The following is a 15,320-nucleotide window of genomic DNA, read 5'->3' as shown; positions in this document are numbered from 1 at the left end:
ATATGGCTATGATCGGCGTTATCCGCCACGGTGCAACGGACTGGAATGATGAATACCGGACACAAGGGCATACCGATATCCCGCTCAATGCAGAGGGGAGAAGACAGGCACATTTGCTTGCTGACCGAATTCGATCGGAACAATGGCATTACATCTATTCAAGTGATTTGTCGAGAGCATTGGAAACGGCATCTATCCTTGGCGAAGCGAGTTCGATTGAAGTACGTGTGGATGAGCGGTTACGCGAGATGGACTGTGGCCAGATTGAAGGTACGACGGAGCAGGAACGTGTAGATCGGTGGGGTTATGGATGGTCCAAGCTGGATTTGGGGATTGAATCCCATGAATCGATTGTAAAAAGGGGAAGGCAGTGCCTTGCCGACTTAGCTAACCGGCATTCAGGTGAGAACATATTAGTTGTAAGCCATGGAGCATTTCTTAGCCTTACTATGAAAAGAATTCTTACTCATATGGATATCAGAGGAAATCTATTAAACACATCGGTAACTCACTTGCATAGCGGAACTCCTCGGTGGGATTGCTCGCTCTATAACTGTACTAAACATCTCACTTAGGTGGAGGAGGGAATCCCATGCAACTCGCAGATATTCCATCGAAGATATTGGGGCAGATTGGAACCGTACAGCGAATTACGTTTCCACGGCAAGGTCACACCTCTACCGTTGCCGTTCTGGAGACAGCAGATCAGAGATATGTTATCAAGAAAACAGAGCACGAACTCTACAATGCATGGTTGTCTGATGAATATGCCGCAATGCAGCTTCTTCAAGGAACAGGAATCCCTATTCCGAAAACGCATTCATTTTATGCAGAGCATCAATCAAGATGGCTGTTGATGGATTATATAGAAGGAATATCGTTGAGACAATTTCTTGCCAGCCATCCAGCTAAAGAGGATAAGGAAAAGGCAATTACCAGCTTCGGACTTTCCTTGAGAAAGCTACATGAATGCGCTTGTCCAATGGAATGGCAACATGTAGAGTCTACTTGGCTCGATGCGATGTTATCCAAGGCGGAGTACAATCTAGCTCATTACTCAATAGACGGGAACGAACATTTGCTCACACATCTGAAAAAGAATCGTCCAAGCACAGTGCAACCTACCTTAATTCACGGTGATTTTACCATCGATAACGTGCTCGTCTGTGATCGTGAGGTCGTAGGAATAATCTATTGGGCGGGCGCAACCTATGGTGATCCCCGGTATGACGTGGCTTTGGCCATTCGTCCAAAAACGAATGCCTTCGAGGATGAGCGGGATAAAGATATTTTTTACGATGCGTATGGCAAGCGGAGATTGACGGAGGAAGAGTATCGGTATTTCGAAGATGGGATATATAACTTTTTCTAAAAAGTGCACAAAAGTGAGACAGGGGCTGTGCCATGAAATTCCCGGTAATTATTGTAGATTTGGATGGAACCCTATTGAAGGCAAACAAAGAAGTCTCCGAGCGAAACGTAAAGGCGATTCAAGATTGTGCCCATCGTGGAATGAAATTCATATTTGCAACGGCGCGTCCGCCGAGGGCAGTGAAAGCTTTTTTGCCCGAAGAATTGCTGGAGCTCGGATCATTTGTGTATTACAACGGCGCGTATACAAATTGCATACATACTGGAAAACAAAATCACATTGGAATCACACCTGCATTAACGGCTGAGGTTCTAGACTATTGTTTGGCATGTAATCCGAATCTGGAAATTAGTTTAGAAGTGAGAGATGTATGGATGAGTTTGAAGCCTTATGATGCAGAGACAATCATGAAAGTAAAAGGGCAACCTATGGTCAGGTCTTTGATGGAGCTTAAACAGCAAGAAGCATCCAAGATCCTTTTCACAGGCAATCTGGACCGGGTGGCTTTTCAAGAACGCTTTGAAGGAAAATTAAACATATTGATCACGGATCAAGGTGAATTAACACAAGTCTCGGCGTTGAATGCATCCAAGGAACATGCCGTCTCTGTGATCTGTGACGCCATGGGTGTTGCAATGCAAGATGTGATGGTGTTTGGGGATGATGTAAACGATATCGGTCTGTTTGATCAATGTGGTTGGCCTGTGGCGATGGGGAATGCCATCGAGGATTTGAAATGCAGAGCCAAAGAGATAACAGAAACGAATGAAAATGACGGGGTGGCTGTTATTTTGGAGAGACTTTGTCAGTAATGTCGTGAACGGATTGTGGAGGTACAGATTTATGAAATATAGCGTAAGAACAGCTGTCGCCAGGGACATCGCAGGACTCTGTTCTGTTCGAAACAACGAGACCTTATTCATGTCCTACATGAAACAGCAAGAAAATAAAGAAGTCATTGTGGTCCTTGCTGAAACCGAGGATGAGGATAGCGTCATCATGGGGTTTGGAGTTCTTAAATTACAAGGAAAGCTGGTTCCTAAATTAAGTGATCTGTACGTTAAGGAAATATATCGCGGTCAGGGTGCTGGGTCAGCATTGATTCGGTATAGAGAAGAACGTGCGAAAGAATTGGGTTGTAGCGAAATATTTGTGAGCGTTGATCCTGTCGAAAATCCCAGAATGATCAAGCTGATCTCGAAGCACGGTTATCATGCCATCTCTGAACCTTATTCCAAACAGGCTGTTTACTACAATGAAGATGGTTCAAGTTACGAGAAAACGTACATACGGATGGATTTGAAAAAGCAGCTACTGTAGAGTTGGTTTGCTTGGCTCTGCGAAGTTGTTACTTTGCTTTTTGCGAGTAGCCGGATGACGCACAAGAATATTGAAGGGTTGCGATGAGATGAAGACAGGTGGTACTATAGGAACCCGAAATAATAGAATAGACGAAGTGTCACGTGTTATTCGTACAATGTCTCACGAAGGGTTCCCGGGTCAAGAAGAGGTGTGGATTCAACTTGTTGGTGTGTCCAGTTTCGCTTCCTTGCTTGCGACACGAAGAGGAGTAAACCAGGAACTGGCCGCGATCACAGGTTTGCTTCACGGATGTTACCTTTACAGAACCGGGATCAATGTTTTCCCGGGTCCTAATAGCGCAGATACTGCAAGGCAGCTACTCCGGGCTTTACAGCTATTCAGTGAGGAAGAGTTGTATATCATACTGAATTCGATTTTTGTTCAAGAGGCATGCCAGCAGGTTCAGGGTTCGTACGAAGAGATTTTAAAAGATGCGATCCATTTACATATGAACTTCTCTCCTGTAAGACAGAGTTTAATGAAGACGAGGATGGAGAAGGTCAGATTACATCATATATTGCATGAGCTTGGAATGACGGTTGAGGTGGATGAAATGGATTCCACAGGCTCAACGGTAGAAAAACAGGATTACTGTGAACAAAGACGCTCAGCCCTTGCTGATGCTGCAGAAAAGTTAGCCAAGCAAAAGATTATCGGAGTTCCAGAGAATGAATACTTTCGGCAGATTTGCCAGTATTGGCCGGACCCCGATATTCACACGATACTTAAGTATAATTGGTGCGCGGCTTTTGTGTATCATTGCTGTATGCAGGTTGACATTAAGCTGCCTATTCGTTATCCCAACCGGACGTATCGTTTAGCTGGAGTTGGAGCATGGCTGGACTGGTCGAGATTACCTGAAACTGGATTTTTCTATCTTGATCAGGAAGATGGTTTCAAGCCAGAGCGTGGTGACTTGGTCGTATATGAAAAACTGCTGTCCGATGACTCGCATGATCATATTGGTATCGTTTTGTCTTGTGAGGGAGATTATTTACTCGTCGCAGAAGGAAACGTGGATAATCACAACTACTCGGGCATCGTGAACAGATCCAGAGGTGACTGTATTCTTGGATACATTCGGATCAGTAATGACTACCAATTTCATTTCGAAGGGGAATATCGACCGATTTAAGATTTGAAGCTGGCTGGTAGCAGATTAAGGAGGATTTAGAATAAACATCTGGGAGGATTAATTATGTTTAAACATGCCTTAGACCGTACAGATACAGCGTACCTTTCGCTTTTTACATCCAATGACGCTACAGCGTTATTCCGATTAATTGATCGTAACCGGGAACATCTCGGAGCCTGGCTCAGGATTCCTGACATGACTTTGGCTGAAGAGGATTCAGCCGGTTTTATTGAACGAACTCGTCTGCGTTACGCACGAGAGGAAGGATACTGGTTAGGGATCTGGTTCCAAGGTGAACTGGCGGGTTCGATTGGATATTGTGATATTGACCTTGAAAACAGAAAGGCTGAGATTGGTTATTGGCTTGGTCAGGAATATGAGGGGAATGGACTCATCACGAAAGCAGTCAACGTACTGATTGAGCACGCTTTTGAGCAGCTTGGATTAAATAAAGTGGAGATTGGTGCGGCAACGGACAATCGGAGAAGTCGTGCTATACCCGAGAAACTGGGTTTTCAACGTGAAGGTGAGCTACGGGATTATGAGTTTTTGAATGGGAGATTTCTACATCGAGTGATGTACGGCCTAAGGACTGAGGAATGGCATTCTATCGATTCACAGCGAGATTAGAGCTTATAAGACGACAACAGGAGGAATATTCTAATGAGTAAACTACCTTTATTTGTAATCACAGGCGCGAGCGGTACGGGCAAAACAACGGTGTCATCACATTTGCGCAAGCTTTTGCCTGAATTTGACGTCTTTGATATGGATATCATCAACAATGTCGATTGGCAGATTGCCAAAGAGAATTGGCTGCGCGTTGCTTATAGCATCTCGTTAAGCGGAAGAGGTACCGTTCTATGCGGCACGATGGTACCCGAAAATATTGCATCTTCCAACTATATTGAACGATTTGATCGTATTCTTTACATTAACCTACATTGTGATGATGCTACGCGTGAAATGCGGTTGCGGGCACGGGGCTGGGACGAAAATGCGATTGAAGATCATCGTAATTTTGCGAACTGGTTGTTGCAGAACGCGGATAAAGCCTTTGACCCGGCGATGCCAACGGTGGATACAACCGATTTGTCTTCTGAGGAAGCTGCAAAACAGATTGAAGAGTGGGTAAGGAAGAATTGGTAGACTAGTCTTATATCTGGATGGAAAAAACGTTCAGAACGTAAACTTTATCAACGATTGGAGGGTTTACATGCTCCCTTTTCAAGTCATAAACGAAGGCACATCCAGACAGGCTCAGTGGTTATATAATCATTATGAGAACATTGTGACGTACAGTTTATTGTCCAGTGATTGGCAGGAGGAAGGTTCGAAATGATATTCAACACCATCATATGGCTGGCAATCATCTGGTTAATTTATCGCTATTATAGTATTCCGAAGAAAGATCATATGTACAGCGTAAAAGTACCCTCTACATATTTCATTTCGTCCCCCAACAGGACGGAGGTACAGAAGAACGTCGAATGTGCTGCATTTTCCAGTGCATATGTGTTAAGACATTTTGGTATCGAATCCGAAGGAGATGAGCTTTATCGGAGGTATCCGCGCAAATTACTGGAGGGCACCTTTTATCCAAAAGCGATAATTGTGTTTTTCAAAAAACTCGGCTACTCTGCAACGTATTTGCGTGGTAATGTCACTACGTTAAGAAAGCAGATCAGTCGCGGCGTGCCTGTCATTCTGTTCATCAGGGTTCATTCGGACCGGCGATTTTTGCACTTTGTGCCTGTTGTCGGGTATGATGAAACTCATTTTTATCTGGCAGAGTCACTGGATTTCAAGCGGAATTGTGATGAAGCGCAGTACAATCGGAAGATTAGTATAGATGAACTGGAGTTGTTATGGAACACATGGCTGCCTTTCAGCCGCAACTCCTATATCGTGATTGACCCCAAACCTGATTCTTTAGATAAATCTGAGTAATAAATTGTGCTATAGAACGGTTGAAGCATGGCTGGGTTATTTTCAAGATCTAATCGATCGTGCTCCACCTGAGATATACGATGTAAATATTTCATCAGGTTAACAAGTTCTGTGTTCGTCCGCATATACATTACAGAAGACGGGTCAAGACTCCGGCTGTCCCAAGTATGAACGGAGGGGAGAGACATGGGCATTGAATCATCCTGGATGTTTGATTTGTTTGGAACCGTCTTTCCGGTGGCATTTGTCCTGATTCTGGGTATCGTGCTGTTATCAATGGGCAAAGAAGTATGGAGGTGGGGGCGCAACAATGCAGAGCCTCTGCTGACTGTACACTCTCGCATCACTAGCAGACGGGTTAAGATGAGCCAGTCGCCTTCCGAATCCGGCACCACAAATGCCGCACGAACATTGTATTACGTCACTTTTGAAGTAGAGAGCGGTGACCGCTTGGAATTCAAAGTGAATGGTGAAGAGTATGGTATGTGTGCCGAAGGGGATGAAGGACGGCTCTCCTTCAAGGGAACCCGGTATATTGGATTTGAACGCACGAATCGTCTGTACACTGAACGTTTACGAGGTTAAAAGAAGTTGAAAATGGAGTAGCTTGCGCCCGAATGGCGTAAGCTTTTTTTGACGGATTAGGGGACAAGCGTTTCTTAAAGGGGCGAACGTGTTTGTATATTAGTATAGAGTTAGTGGAAATCGATAAGAAATGAACAAGGTAATTAGTACATCAAATTAAACAGAGAGTCTTACCAGAGGAGGAATATGGTCATGTCATTTACAGATCAAGTTGTTGTTGTCACGGGAGCGGCTCAGGGAATTGGACGAAGTGTGGCAGAAGCTTATGCGGTTGCCGGGGCTAGAGTCGTGCTTGCCGATGTTCAGGAAGCCGAGGGAGCAGCGGCAGCGGCTTCGATCCGCAATGAGGGCGGCGAAGCGATCTTTGTGCAGTGTGATGTGCGGAAAGAGCAAGATATTCAGCAGCTATTCGATACCACAGTGAAAGAGTTCAAACAGATTGATGTATTGGTGAATAATGCTGGAGTGTCCAGGTGGGAATCGCCCTATGAGCTAACGGTGGATGAATGGGACGATGTGCTCAATACGAATGTAAGAAGCTGTTTTCTGGCAAGTCGGGAGGCGGCCCGGCATATGAAAAAAAATGAACATGGCGGGGCCATCGTAAATATGGCTTCGACCCGTGCACTAATGTCTGAGCCGAATAGCGAGGCATATGCCGCATCAAAAGGTGCAATTACAGCGCTGACACATGCGATGGCAGTCTCACTTGGTAAGGACCAAATTCGGGTCAATTGTATCAGTCCCGGCTGGATTGAGACTGGAGATGTGTCCAAACTCAAAGCGGAAGACCACGAGCAGCATCCATCCGGTCGGGTTGGTGTGCCATCGGATATTTCAAGGGCCTGTCTGTATTTGTCCGACCCTGCTAATACCTTTGTCACAGGGACTAATCTCGTAGTTGATGGAGGCATGACCCGAAAAATGATATATGAGGACTAGAACCGGGACGTCGCCCCGAAGCCGGTCTTTCGATATCCCTCGAAGCTGGAATAAGCCCAAGTTAAGCACTTGGGCTTATTTGTTTTTGATAAGTCGGTTGCTATAATGAATGTGATTTTACAACAGAACAGGAATGGAGGGAGTGTATGTTCGGGAAAACGTCCCGGAAAGTATTTTGGCTGTTATTACTGATCGGAGGAATGATAATGATCGGGATCAAGTCACCTGCTACAGCTGAAGATGTGGATATACGGGCTGCCTGGGTATGGCAGGCACAGTCTGTTAAGAGTGCAGGAGATGAGCTGCTGGAAAATGCGGCTAAACATAAGATTAATCGGCTGTATGTAAACGTAGACACGACCATATCCAAAGAGGTGTATCGAGCATTTATTGCCAAAGCGGATCGTGAAGGTATTGCCATTGAGGCACTGGGTGGCGACCCTTTCTGGGGTGTTCAAGGCCGCGAGGGTCCGATGCTTCGATTAACTTCATGGGTGCAGGATTACAATCAGGCGGTGGAAGCAAGTGAACGTTTTGATGCAATCCATCTGGATGTTAAACCATACGTGTTGCCTGCATGGAAGGAAGACGCCAAACCATTGGTGCAATCCTGGATCAGTAATATGAAAATGGTTTTAAATCAGGCCAAACAGGATGGCGGAATAGCCGTGCATGTTGATCTGCCTTTCTGGCTCGATTCATACACGGTCAAGGGTGATCGTACAGCTGATGATGCAGATAACGAAGCATTGTCACACTGGTTTATTCAAAATGTAGATCATGTGACCCTGCTTGCTTACCGGGATAATGCACAAGGAAATAACGGAATTATTCGTATAATTGAACAGGAGATGCAGTGGGCAGACGCGAGCGGGACAAGTGTTACCGTGGGAGTAAACACCAAGCCGATGCCAGGTGAAGAGTTTACCAGTTTTGCGGGCAAAGGCTCAGCGCAGCTGGAGAATGCGCTCCAAGAGGTCGCAACTGCATTTCGGGAACATAAGTCCTATGCCGGTTCAGCTGTCCATGATTTGACGTATTGGGGGGAACTGGAGCCAGGAGAACAGACACCGCCAGAGAAACCAGTGAACCCTCCTGCCAGTGCACCTGAAATTCGCGGCACCTATATCTGGGAGGCTTCACAAGTGACGGATGATGGCGGCGATCATATTCTGGCTTTTGCCAAGCAGCAAAAGATTAACTGGTTATACGTACGGCTTGATCTGGATCAGCGCCACTCCAGTTATCGCAGTTTTGTAAAAAGAGCGAAAGCTCAGGGGATCGAAGTTCATGCGATGGGTGGACATCCGATCTGGGGCAAAAAGGAGAATCGTCCTCGGATCAAACGACTGATCGATTATGTGAAAAACTACAATGCCGAAGTGGAACCGGATGAGCGGTTCGAGGGCATCCATCTGGATATCGAGCCTTATACGTTGCCCGAATGGGAGGCTAACCGGAATACGTTACTGACCGAGTGGGCATCGAATATTGCCTATTTCCAAGAAGAAACGAAGAAAGACAGCAACCTTGAAACCAGTGCGGATCTTGCGGTGTGGCTGGATACCTACCCGCTACCAGGAAAGGATATCTCTGTTACCGAGTTCATGATTGATACGCTTGATCATGTATCCTTGATGGCATTCCGTAACACTGCAGAAGGCTCTAACGGGATCGCTGCAGTCGTAAGTCAGGAAATGGAGATTGCAGATCGTCTGGGTAAACGACTGCTCATTTCCGTCGAAATGAAAGAAAATTTTGAAGGTACACATATTTCATTTCACGAAAAAGGAGCCGAGGAGATGGAGAGTCAGCTCATCAAACTGCCAGACCTGCTCTCTAAATACAAGGCTTACAAAGGCAATCTGGTCCATGCTTATGATTACTGGATTGAAGCCAAACCTTAACGGGATTCAAGAGCATAGCAAAATTAATTTGTGTTAGTTGGAAAAGGCTTTGGGACTTCACCTCGCGTGAGGTTCCGGGCTTTTTTTGTGGAAAAAATCTGGAATAGTGTCACCGAATAGGCTCCTGCACAATACGATGTACGGTGATGAACAGCTGCTACAAGGGAGGGAACAGGCGATGGCAGTAATTAAGACCAACTCGGAAGACGTCAAGCTCTTGGCTAGACTAATGCGTGCAGAAGCCGAGGGTGATGGGGATCAAGGCATGTTGCTGGTAGGCAATGTTGGCGTGAATCGTGTGCTGGCGGACTGCCTGGATTTTGGCAACATTCGTGATATGAACCGCATGGTCTTTCAGAATCCGGGAGGCTTTGAGTCGACGCAGAAGGGATACTTCTATCAGCGGGCGAGACAATCCGAGATTCGGTTGGCACAACGGGTCATTAACGGAGAGCGTTTCTGGCCGGCGAGCAACTCGTTATGGTTTTTCAGACCAGTTGGAGATTGTCCGGCGACGTGGTATAACCAGCCCAACACGGGACGTTTCAAGGCGCATTGTTTCTTTAGTCCAACCGGGGAAGACTGTCCGGACGTCTATTAATCCATTACCAATTTTCATATTCAGGGAGGAATTATTGTGATTAACACACCTTATCAACCAACTCAAACTATGGGGCAACAAGCCAACTCCGTATTGGGCGCACAAGCCAATTCAGTATTAGGGACACAAGCGAATTCTCAAGTTCAGGGAACGGCTTACAAAGTCGGTAATGGCATGCCGTCGATGGCACCAACACCTGGTATGGTATCTCCTAGCTCCACCAGCGTACCGCCACTCGTATCCAGCGGAAGCCCAATGACACCGTCAGGAACGGTCGTTTCCACTACAGCTCCACAGTTTGAGCAATCATACATTGAAAATATTTTGCGTTTGAACCTGGGTAAATTCGGCACATTCTACATGACATACGAAGGAAACAAAGAGTGGAATGCTCGTATTTTCCAAGGGATTATCGAAGCAGCTGGACGTGACCACATCATTATCAGTGATCCTAAAACAGGCAGAAGAATCATGTTGCTGATGGTTAACTTCGACTATGCAACGTTTGATGAGCCATTGCTGTATCAATATCCGGGCGTTGTTGGCAACTATCCACAAGCGCCAAGCAGACGTTAATTCTCCGTTAATACCAACACATAAGTCTATCCATGCTGTCCTGAATGCAGTTCACATCTGCAAACAGGACGGCTTTTGCATTTGTAGTCGAAAATAAAGTAACCTAATCAAGAGTTCAAGGCACTTACATATGAGAATACAAAAGTGAAGCAATAGATATACAAGTTCAGACAGTAATGAACGACAGATGAAGGGAGTCCGCGGTATTGAAATCATGGATTGAAGGAGCAATACAGGGAGAAACGGAAGCTTATGAACAACTGGTGACGCATTTTCGAGGAATGGCACTTGCCGTGGCCTATCAGCAGTTACAGGATGCATATGGCGCGGAGGATGTTGTTCAGGAGGCGTTTACCGAAGCGTTTGCCAATCTGTTCAAATTGGAGAAGCCGGAAGCTTTTCCGGGATGGTTCAAAATCATTGTTGAAAGGCAATGTTATCGCTGGCTCAGACGCAAGCGGCATTCGGTGGTTCCTATGCAAGAAGTAGAGACTGTATTCCTTGAAGAAGATCAGACCCGTAATCCAGAAGCTCAAGCGATCCAGAAGGAGTTGCAGGAAACGCTACGTCGTTCAATTGCCCAGTTGCCATCATCGATGCAAGTTGTGGTTGAGCTGTTTTATTTTCAAGGCTACACGCTCAAAGAAATATCGGACTTTCTTGATGTGAATGTATCTGCATTAAAGAAAAGGCTGTTTGATGCCCGAACAAAACTCAAGCGTTCACTGCCTATACGAAATCTGGCATCCGTGTTCAATGAACTTCATGAAGGAGGAAAAGGCATGTTGCATATTATGAATGGGGATCATGCGGCCAATCGCTTACGGGAAAGCGGTATACAAGGAGACATTCTCGTTTGGAAGGAATTGTACACGTATGGTCCTGTAACTACAGCTATGGCGGATAGTAGCGCACGTCAGCATCGTGCTGTTGTACTGGAAGAGGAACTGGGCATACCGCAGAAGGTGTATTTGCAGATTGAGTCATTAGATGAGAAGCTTCGTTCGTTACAGCAGTATAAAGAGATTGTGTTATGGTTCGAGTATGACCTTTATGATCAAACGATGTTATCCTATTTGTTACATTATTTTAGCGGACAAGATCTACAGAACATACGTCTGAATCTCCTTTGCATCGATTCGTACCCCGAGGTAGAGCATTTCAGAGGACTGGGACAGCTTACTCCCAAGCAAATCGGAAGTTTGTCAGGCAACTGGCATGTCATTGAAAAACAGGAACTTCAGGCTGGAAAACAGTTCTGGGAAGCGTACAGTTCATCTGACATTTGGTTGCATCAAGAATACTTAAAATCCGGAATGAATGAACTCCCATTTGCAAAAGCAGCATTCGAGGCGCATCTGTCCAGGTTGCCTTCCGTAACCAATGGCTTGGGTAGTATTGAACAGACCACATTGGAAACCATCAGAGCAGGTATTCATCGTCCGTACGACCTGTTTCGTAAGGTAGGAGATAAGTTGCATGTGCTCGGCATGGGTGATCTGGAATACTGGGCACATCTGAAGCGGATGTCGGAAGGGCCGGCTGCACTTATCCGCATGACAGGAGCGGCAAGTTTTCCGAAGTATAACCAGTATGATCAAGCATTTCGTGATGCTGTATTGTCTCTGACGGAACTCGGGGTTCGGGTAATGAATGGTGAAGTCGACTGGACTACCTTCAGAGAGGATGAATATTGGGTCGGTGGCCTACATGTTGAGAGCCATCATTTGACTTGGCGCTGGAACCCGGCTGAAAAGATGCTATGCGAGAAGTAAGAATCGTTCGAGTCTCAATTAAAAACAAGGAAGCATGATAAAGCTGTCCCGAGTGTAGAATAATTCTACTTGGGGCGGCTTTCTTCTTTCTAACACGCTTGCTTTCCCGGCAACGGAATATGTTTATCCAGGGGTACAGGCTTTTCTTAACGTAGCCAAGGAGATGTTTCGCGAAAAATAAAGATGACTTCCTGAATTCATAAAATGTGAATAAAACAGCGAAATCACTACTTTTGTAAACGAATTTTGTCGATTTGGCCTTTTAGGTGTCATAGGACACGGATTGACTGTGTAGTGTAGAATTATATAATAAAAGAAGTATATCCATGTTATTATGGCGCAAACAGCAGGAGGTGGAAGCATTGGGAAGTTGAAATTGCATATGAACGGCAGAATGGCTAATATCCTACATTTTCGAAGGAGGTGGACCTATTTGCCGAACGATAACGGCGAATAGGAAGAACATTTGAGTGACCCCTTACCGAGTATTATGAGCTTGTTTTTAATTGGTTTACTGGTATTAATGAATGGTTTCTTTGTCTCGGCAGAATTTGCAATGGTCAAGGTGCGAAGTAGCCGAATTGAGGCTTTAGTAGAAGCGGGTAATCGAAATGCGAAATATGCGTCAAACATTATTCGTAATATGGACGCGTATTTGTCAGCTTGTCAGCTAGGCATTACGTTAGCTTCACTAGGACTTGGATGGCTGGGAGAGCCCGTCATTGCACGACTGCTGGAACCTGTATTTACGGCATTTGGACTGGGTCCGGTATATGTGCATGGCATCTCGATTGTCATTGCGTTCGTCATTATTACGATTTTGCATATTGTCCTGGGTGAACTGGCTCCCAAAACGATGGCAATCCGCAAGTCAGAAGCCATTACACTGTGGTCTGCGGCACTGCTGACGTTCTTTTACAAATTGATGTATCCGTTTATCTGGGTACTGAACGGCATGGCTAATGCCTTGCTCAGACTGTTTCGGATGGCACCTGCTTCAGAACTGGATGAAGCGCATAGTGAAGATGAAATACGTATTCTCATGAAAGAAAGCAATAAGAGCGGTTTAATTGATAACACTGAATTAGCACTTGTTGATAATATATTTGATTTTACGGATACAACCGCCCGTGAAATCATGATTCCGCGGACGGAAATGATCTGTCTCAACGCCAATCAGTCCATGCTGGAAAATATGGAGATTGCGAGCGAAAGCATGCGTACCCGGTATCCGGTATATAACGGAGACAAGGACCATATTATCGGCTTTATTCACATTAAGGATCTGATGCGTTCACAGTTAACAGACACCATATCCGTGATTCGTCCGATTCTGGCTGTGCCTGATACGACGTTAATTAGTGATCTGCTCAAGCGTATGCAGCGTAGTAAAACACAAATTGCTGTTCTGATCGATGAATACGGGGGAACCTCCGGCATGGTCACGCTTGAAGATATCATGGAAGAGATTGTTGGTGAGATTCAGGATGAATTCGATCAGGAGCGTCCGACCATTGAACAAGTGAATGAGATGGAATACTCGATTGACGGATTAATGCTGATTGAAGAAGTTAGTGAACGATTCGGTATCGAGATGGATCGAACGGATTACGATACGATTGGCGGCTGGTTATATTCCAGAGTGGATGCGATTCCTCCTGAAATTGGCCAATCCGTTGAATATGATGGATATCTGTTTATTATTGAGGAGACGGAACACAAACGAATCTCGCGTGTACATGTGATGAAGCTTGAAATGCTCGTTGAAGATGCAGGGGCATAGCTTCTCAAATGTATTATATTTATCCTTTAAGATACACAAGGTTTCGAAGTCTATAATTTGGGTTCTACACAAGAAGGCCGCTTGTTTAGCGGCTTTTTTGTGTATGGTTTTAGACAGTTGAGTGCGTGTCCTAGAGCCGTAGCCTAGTCAGTTATAACATCTTCTCGTGAGTTAACGCGTACTTTAGAATCGTTTAAGATATCTAAAATTAGGTCTGTCAAAGGGGTGTTATTGACATCCCATGTTCATTATAATATCCTTTACATGCTATAGCATGTATATAGCAAAATTTAACTTCCCTGAGAAATAGTGCTCTCTGGAGAAGAAGAGCATCAATTCATGTTCTTTAACAAGATTATTTTTTAAATTTTGTGGAATTATATAGAATATCGAATTTATATTCTATATGAATAAACAATAGCGGGCACGATGAATTTTATACAAGGAATGATAAACGTGAGTAATAGGATTGGATGGAACAAAAAGGACTTTATAGGGGTATCTATCATACCTATAGAGATGTTACTTGGCACAGTATTAGGACAATTCTCCTTAGAGAAAAAACAACTATTAGGCATAACTCTAAGTTTGAGTATCTTTCTTACAGGCTTTCTAGTTATGATATGGCTGTATAAAGATTTCTTAAGTTCCCAATGGAAACACTACAAACAAAATAAACTATGGCTAAAATTGTTTTTGAACGCTTTACTTGTGCTCGGCGCTTTTGGAATTTTAAGTTTAACTCGTTCTCTTATGGATAAACCTTTGTCTGTTAATGATACATATAGTTTATCTAACGCGATGGTTAGTCTGATGTTAATTGGTTCAATTCAGCCTTTTATTGCTCCATTCGCTGAGGAGTTGACCTTTCGTTATTTATTATTCGGAAAATTCAATTCAACCCTGTTAAAATTGTTGATGTTTTTTGTGTCTTCGATTTTATTCGGGCTAATTCATATCAATAATTTTAATGGCGACTGGATACAAACCTTTAAAGCCCCCTAATCCAATTGGACACTCGAAGCCACCTCAGATACACTAAATGAAATGAGGAGAGTGTTCATGAAAAGACGATTTAGATGCCCAGTTGAGGCGAAAAAGGAATATGTCGTAGAGGTGCTTTCTGGCCTCCGGACAGAGGTCGTAGCACGAAAGTACGGCATGTCTCCTAAAACGCTGACGACTTGGGTTCGTCAATATGAAGATGAGGTGGGGGAACTGGTGGCTAAAAAACAAAAAGAAACGCAACAAATACAGCAAGATGCAGCCAACTATCAAGAACTGCAGGAGAAATACGATGAAGCTTTGAAACTTCTTGGCGCAAAAGAATTA

General features: G+C 44.6%; 18 protein-coding genes. All 18 read left to right on the top strand.

Going from position 1 to position 15,320, the window contains the following annotated elements:
- Positions 1 to 2: 2 nt before the first annotated feature.
- A complete protein-coding gene (locus tag BLQ13_RS04720) occupies positions 3 to 575 on the top strand; it encodes a histidine phosphatase family protein (protein ID WP_090916575.1) in 573 nt (190 codons plus the stop codon).
- A 17-nt stretch (positions 576 to 592) separates the two neighbouring features.
- The gene (locus BLQ13_RS04715; protein ID WP_090916573.1) at positions 593 to 1,372 is read left to right on the top strand and encodes a phosphotransferase; all 780 of its coding nucleotides are present in this window, start codon (positions 593 to 595) and stop codon (positions 1,370 to 1,372) included.
- Positions 1,373 to 1,404: 32 nt separating this feature from the next.
- Positions 1,405 to 2,184, top strand: a complete 780-nt coding sequence (locus BLQ13_RS04710) for an HAD family hydrolase (RefSeq protein WP_090916570.1) — start codon at positions 1,405 to 1,407, stop codon at positions 2,182 to 2,184.
- A 31-nt stretch (positions 2,185 to 2,215) separates the two neighbouring features.
- A complete protein-coding gene (locus BLQ13_RS04705; RefSeq protein ID WP_090916568.1) occupies positions 2,216 to 2,692 on the top strand; it encodes a GNAT family N-acetyltransferase in 477 nt (158 codons plus the stop codon).
- Between the two features lie 88 nt (positions 2,693 to 2,780).
- Positions 2,781 to 3,869, top strand: coding sequence for a CHAP domain-containing protein (locus BLQ13_RS04700; RefSeq protein ID WP_090916566.1), 1,089 nt, complete (start codon positions 2,781 to 2,783; stop codon positions 3,867 to 3,869).
- A gap of 63 nt (positions 3,870 to 3,932) precedes the next feature.
- A complete protein-coding gene (locus BLQ13_RS04695; RefSeq protein WP_090916564.1) occupies positions 3,933 to 4,499 on the top strand; it encodes a GNAT family N-acetyltransferase in 567 nt (188 codons plus the stop codon).
- A 33-nt stretch (positions 4,500 to 4,532) separates the two neighbouring features.
- Positions 4,533 to 5,018: an AAA family ATPase gene (locus BLQ13_RS04690; protein WP_090916562.1), complete on the top strand. Its 486-nt coding sequence runs from the start codon at positions 4,533 to 4,535 to the stop codon at positions 5,016 to 5,018.
- 67 nt (positions 5,019 to 5,085) lie between these two features.
- Positions 5,086 to 5,211: a hypothetical protein gene (locus tag BLQ13_RS28990; RefSeq protein WP_276326717.1), complete on the top strand. Its 126-nt coding sequence runs from the start codon at positions 5,086 to 5,088 to the stop codon at positions 5,209 to 5,211.
- Positions 5,208 to 5,819: a C39 family peptidase gene (locus BLQ13_RS04685; protein WP_090916560.1), complete on the top strand. Its 612-nt coding sequence runs from the start codon at positions 5,208 to 5,210 to the stop codon at positions 5,817 to 5,819. Before BLQ13_RS28990 ends, BLQ13_RS04685 begins: the two co-directional genes overlap by 4 nt.
- A 186-nt stretch (positions 5,820 to 6,005) precedes the next feature.
- Positions 6,006 to 6,404: a DUF2500 domain-containing protein gene (locus BLQ13_RS04680; RefSeq protein ID WP_090916558.1), complete on the top strand. Its 399-nt coding sequence runs from the start codon at positions 6,006 to 6,008 to the stop codon at positions 6,402 to 6,404.
- A 192-nt stretch (positions 6,405 to 6,596) separates the two neighbouring features.
- A complete protein-coding gene (locus BLQ13_RS04675) occupies positions 6,597 to 7,346 on the top strand; it encodes an SDR family NAD(P)-dependent oxidoreductase (protein WP_090916556.1) in 750 nt (249 codons plus the stop codon).
- A 146-nt stretch (positions 7,347 to 7,492) separates the two neighbouring features.
- Entirely contained in the window at positions 7,493 to 9,253 is a 1,761-nt protein-coding gene (locus BLQ13_RS04670; protein WP_090916554.1) for a hypothetical protein, read from the top strand.
- A 178-nt stretch (positions 9,254 to 9,431) separates the two neighbouring features.
- Positions 9,432 to 9,854: a cell wall hydrolase gene (locus tag BLQ13_RS04665; RefSeq protein ID WP_090916552.1), complete on the top strand. Its 423-nt coding sequence runs from the start codon at positions 9,432 to 9,434 to the stop codon at positions 9,852 to 9,854.
- 174 nt (positions 9,855 to 10,028) lie between these two features.
- Positions 10,029 to 10,430 carry a spore coat protein GerQ gene (gene gerQ, locus BLQ13_RS04660; protein WP_240037154.1) on the top strand — a complete coding sequence of 134 codons (402 nt, stop codon included), beginning with the start codon at positions 10,029 to 10,031 and terminating at the stop codon, positions 10,428 to 10,430.
- A gap of 206 nt (positions 10,431 to 10,636) precedes the next feature.
- On the top strand, positions 10,637 to 12,205 hold the full coding sequence (locus BLQ13_RS04655) for a sigma-70 family RNA polymerase sigma factor (RefSeq protein WP_090916548.1): 1,569 nt from the start codon (positions 10,637 to 10,639) through the stop codon (positions 12,203 to 12,205).
- Between the two features lie 490 nt (positions 12,206 to 12,695).
- On the top strand, positions 12,696 to 13,988 hold the full coding sequence (locus BLQ13_RS04650; RefSeq protein WP_090916546.1) for a hemolysin family protein: 1,293 nt from the start codon (positions 12,696 to 12,698) through the stop codon (positions 13,986 to 13,988).
- 456 nt (positions 13,989 to 14,444) lie between these two features.
- The gene (locus BLQ13_RS04645) at positions 14,445 to 14,993 is read left to right on the top strand and encodes a CPBP family intramembrane glutamic endopeptidase (RefSeq protein WP_167375643.1); all 549 of its coding nucleotides are present in this window, start codon (positions 14,445 to 14,447) and stop codon (positions 14,991 to 14,993) included.
- 57 nt (positions 14,994 to 15,050) lie between these two features.
- A partial coding sequence (locus tag BLQ13_RS04640; RefSeq protein WP_090916541.1) for a transposase occupies positions 15,051 to 15,320 on the top strand: 270 nt, incomplete at its 3' end.

This window comes from Paenibacillus polysaccharolyticus, from assembly GCF_900102085.1.
GTDB classification, from domain to species: domain Bacteria; phylum Bacillota; class Bacilli; order Paenibacillales; family Paenibacillaceae; genus Paenibacillus; species Paenibacillus polysaccharolyticus.
The sequence above is the reverse complement of the archived record's forward strand: the minus strand, read 5'-3'. Positions and strand labels throughout refer to the sequence as shown.

What these genes read in the sequence shown, in the direction of transcription:
- BLQ13_RS04720 (WP_090916575.1), top strand. Translation starts at nt 3, where the DNA reads ATGGCTATGATCGGCGTTATCCGCCACGGTGCAACGGACTGGAATGAT.
- BLQ13_RS04715 (WP_090916573.1), top strand. Translation starts at nt 593, where the DNA reads ATGCAACTCGCAGATATTCCATCGAAGATATTGGGGCAGATTGGAACC.
- BLQ13_RS04710 (WP_090916570.1), top strand. Translation starts at nt 1,405, where the DNA reads ATGAAATTCCCGGTAATTATTGTAGATTTGGATGGAACCCTATTGAAG.
- BLQ13_RS04705 (WP_090916568.1), top strand. Translation starts at nt 2,216, where the DNA reads ATGAAATATAGCGTAAGAACAGCTGTCGCCAGGGACATCGCAGGACTC.
- BLQ13_RS04700 (WP_090916566.1), top strand. Translation starts at nt 2,781, where the DNA reads ATGAAGACAGGTGGTACTATAGGAACCCGAAATAATAGAATAGACGAA.
- BLQ13_RS04695 (WP_090916564.1), top strand. Translation starts at nt 3,933, where the DNA reads ATGTTTAAACATGCCTTAGACCGTACAGATACAGCGTACCTTTCGCTT.
- BLQ13_RS04690 (WP_090916562.1), top strand. Translation starts at nt 4,533, where the DNA reads ATGAGTAAACTACCTTTATTTGTAATCACAGGCGCGAGCGGTACGGGC.
- BLQ13_RS28990 (WP_276326717.1), top strand. Translation starts at nt 5,086, where the DNA reads ATGCTCCCTTTTCAAGTCATAAACGAAGGCACATCCAGACAGGCTCAG.
- BLQ13_RS04685 (WP_090916560.1), top strand. Translation starts at nt 5,208, where the DNA reads ATGATATTCAACACCATCATATGGCTGGCAATCATCTGGTTAATTTAT.
- BLQ13_RS04680 (WP_090916558.1), top strand. Translation starts at nt 6,006, where the DNA reads ATGGGCATTGAATCATCCTGGATGTTTGATTTGTTTGGAACCGTCTTT.
- BLQ13_RS04675 (WP_090916556.1), top strand. Translation starts at nt 6,597, where the DNA reads ATGTCATTTACAGATCAAGTTGTTGTTGTCACGGGAGCGGCTCAGGGA.
- BLQ13_RS04670 (WP_090916554.1), top strand. Translation starts at nt 7,493, where the DNA reads ATGTTCGGGAAAACGTCCCGGAAAGTATTTTGGCTGTTATTACTGATC.
- BLQ13_RS04665 (WP_090916552.1), top strand. Translation starts at nt 9,432, where the DNA reads ATGGCAGTAATTAAGACCAACTCGGAAGACGTCAAGCTCTTGGCTAGA.
- gerQ (WP_240037154.1), top strand. Translation starts at nt 10,029, where the DNA reads ATGCCGTCGATGGCACCAACACCTGGTATGGTATCTCCTAGCTCCACC.
- BLQ13_RS04650 (WP_090916546.1), top strand. Translation starts at nt 12,696, where the DNA reads ATGAGCTTGTTTTTAATTGGTTTACTGGTATTAATGAATGGTTTCTTT.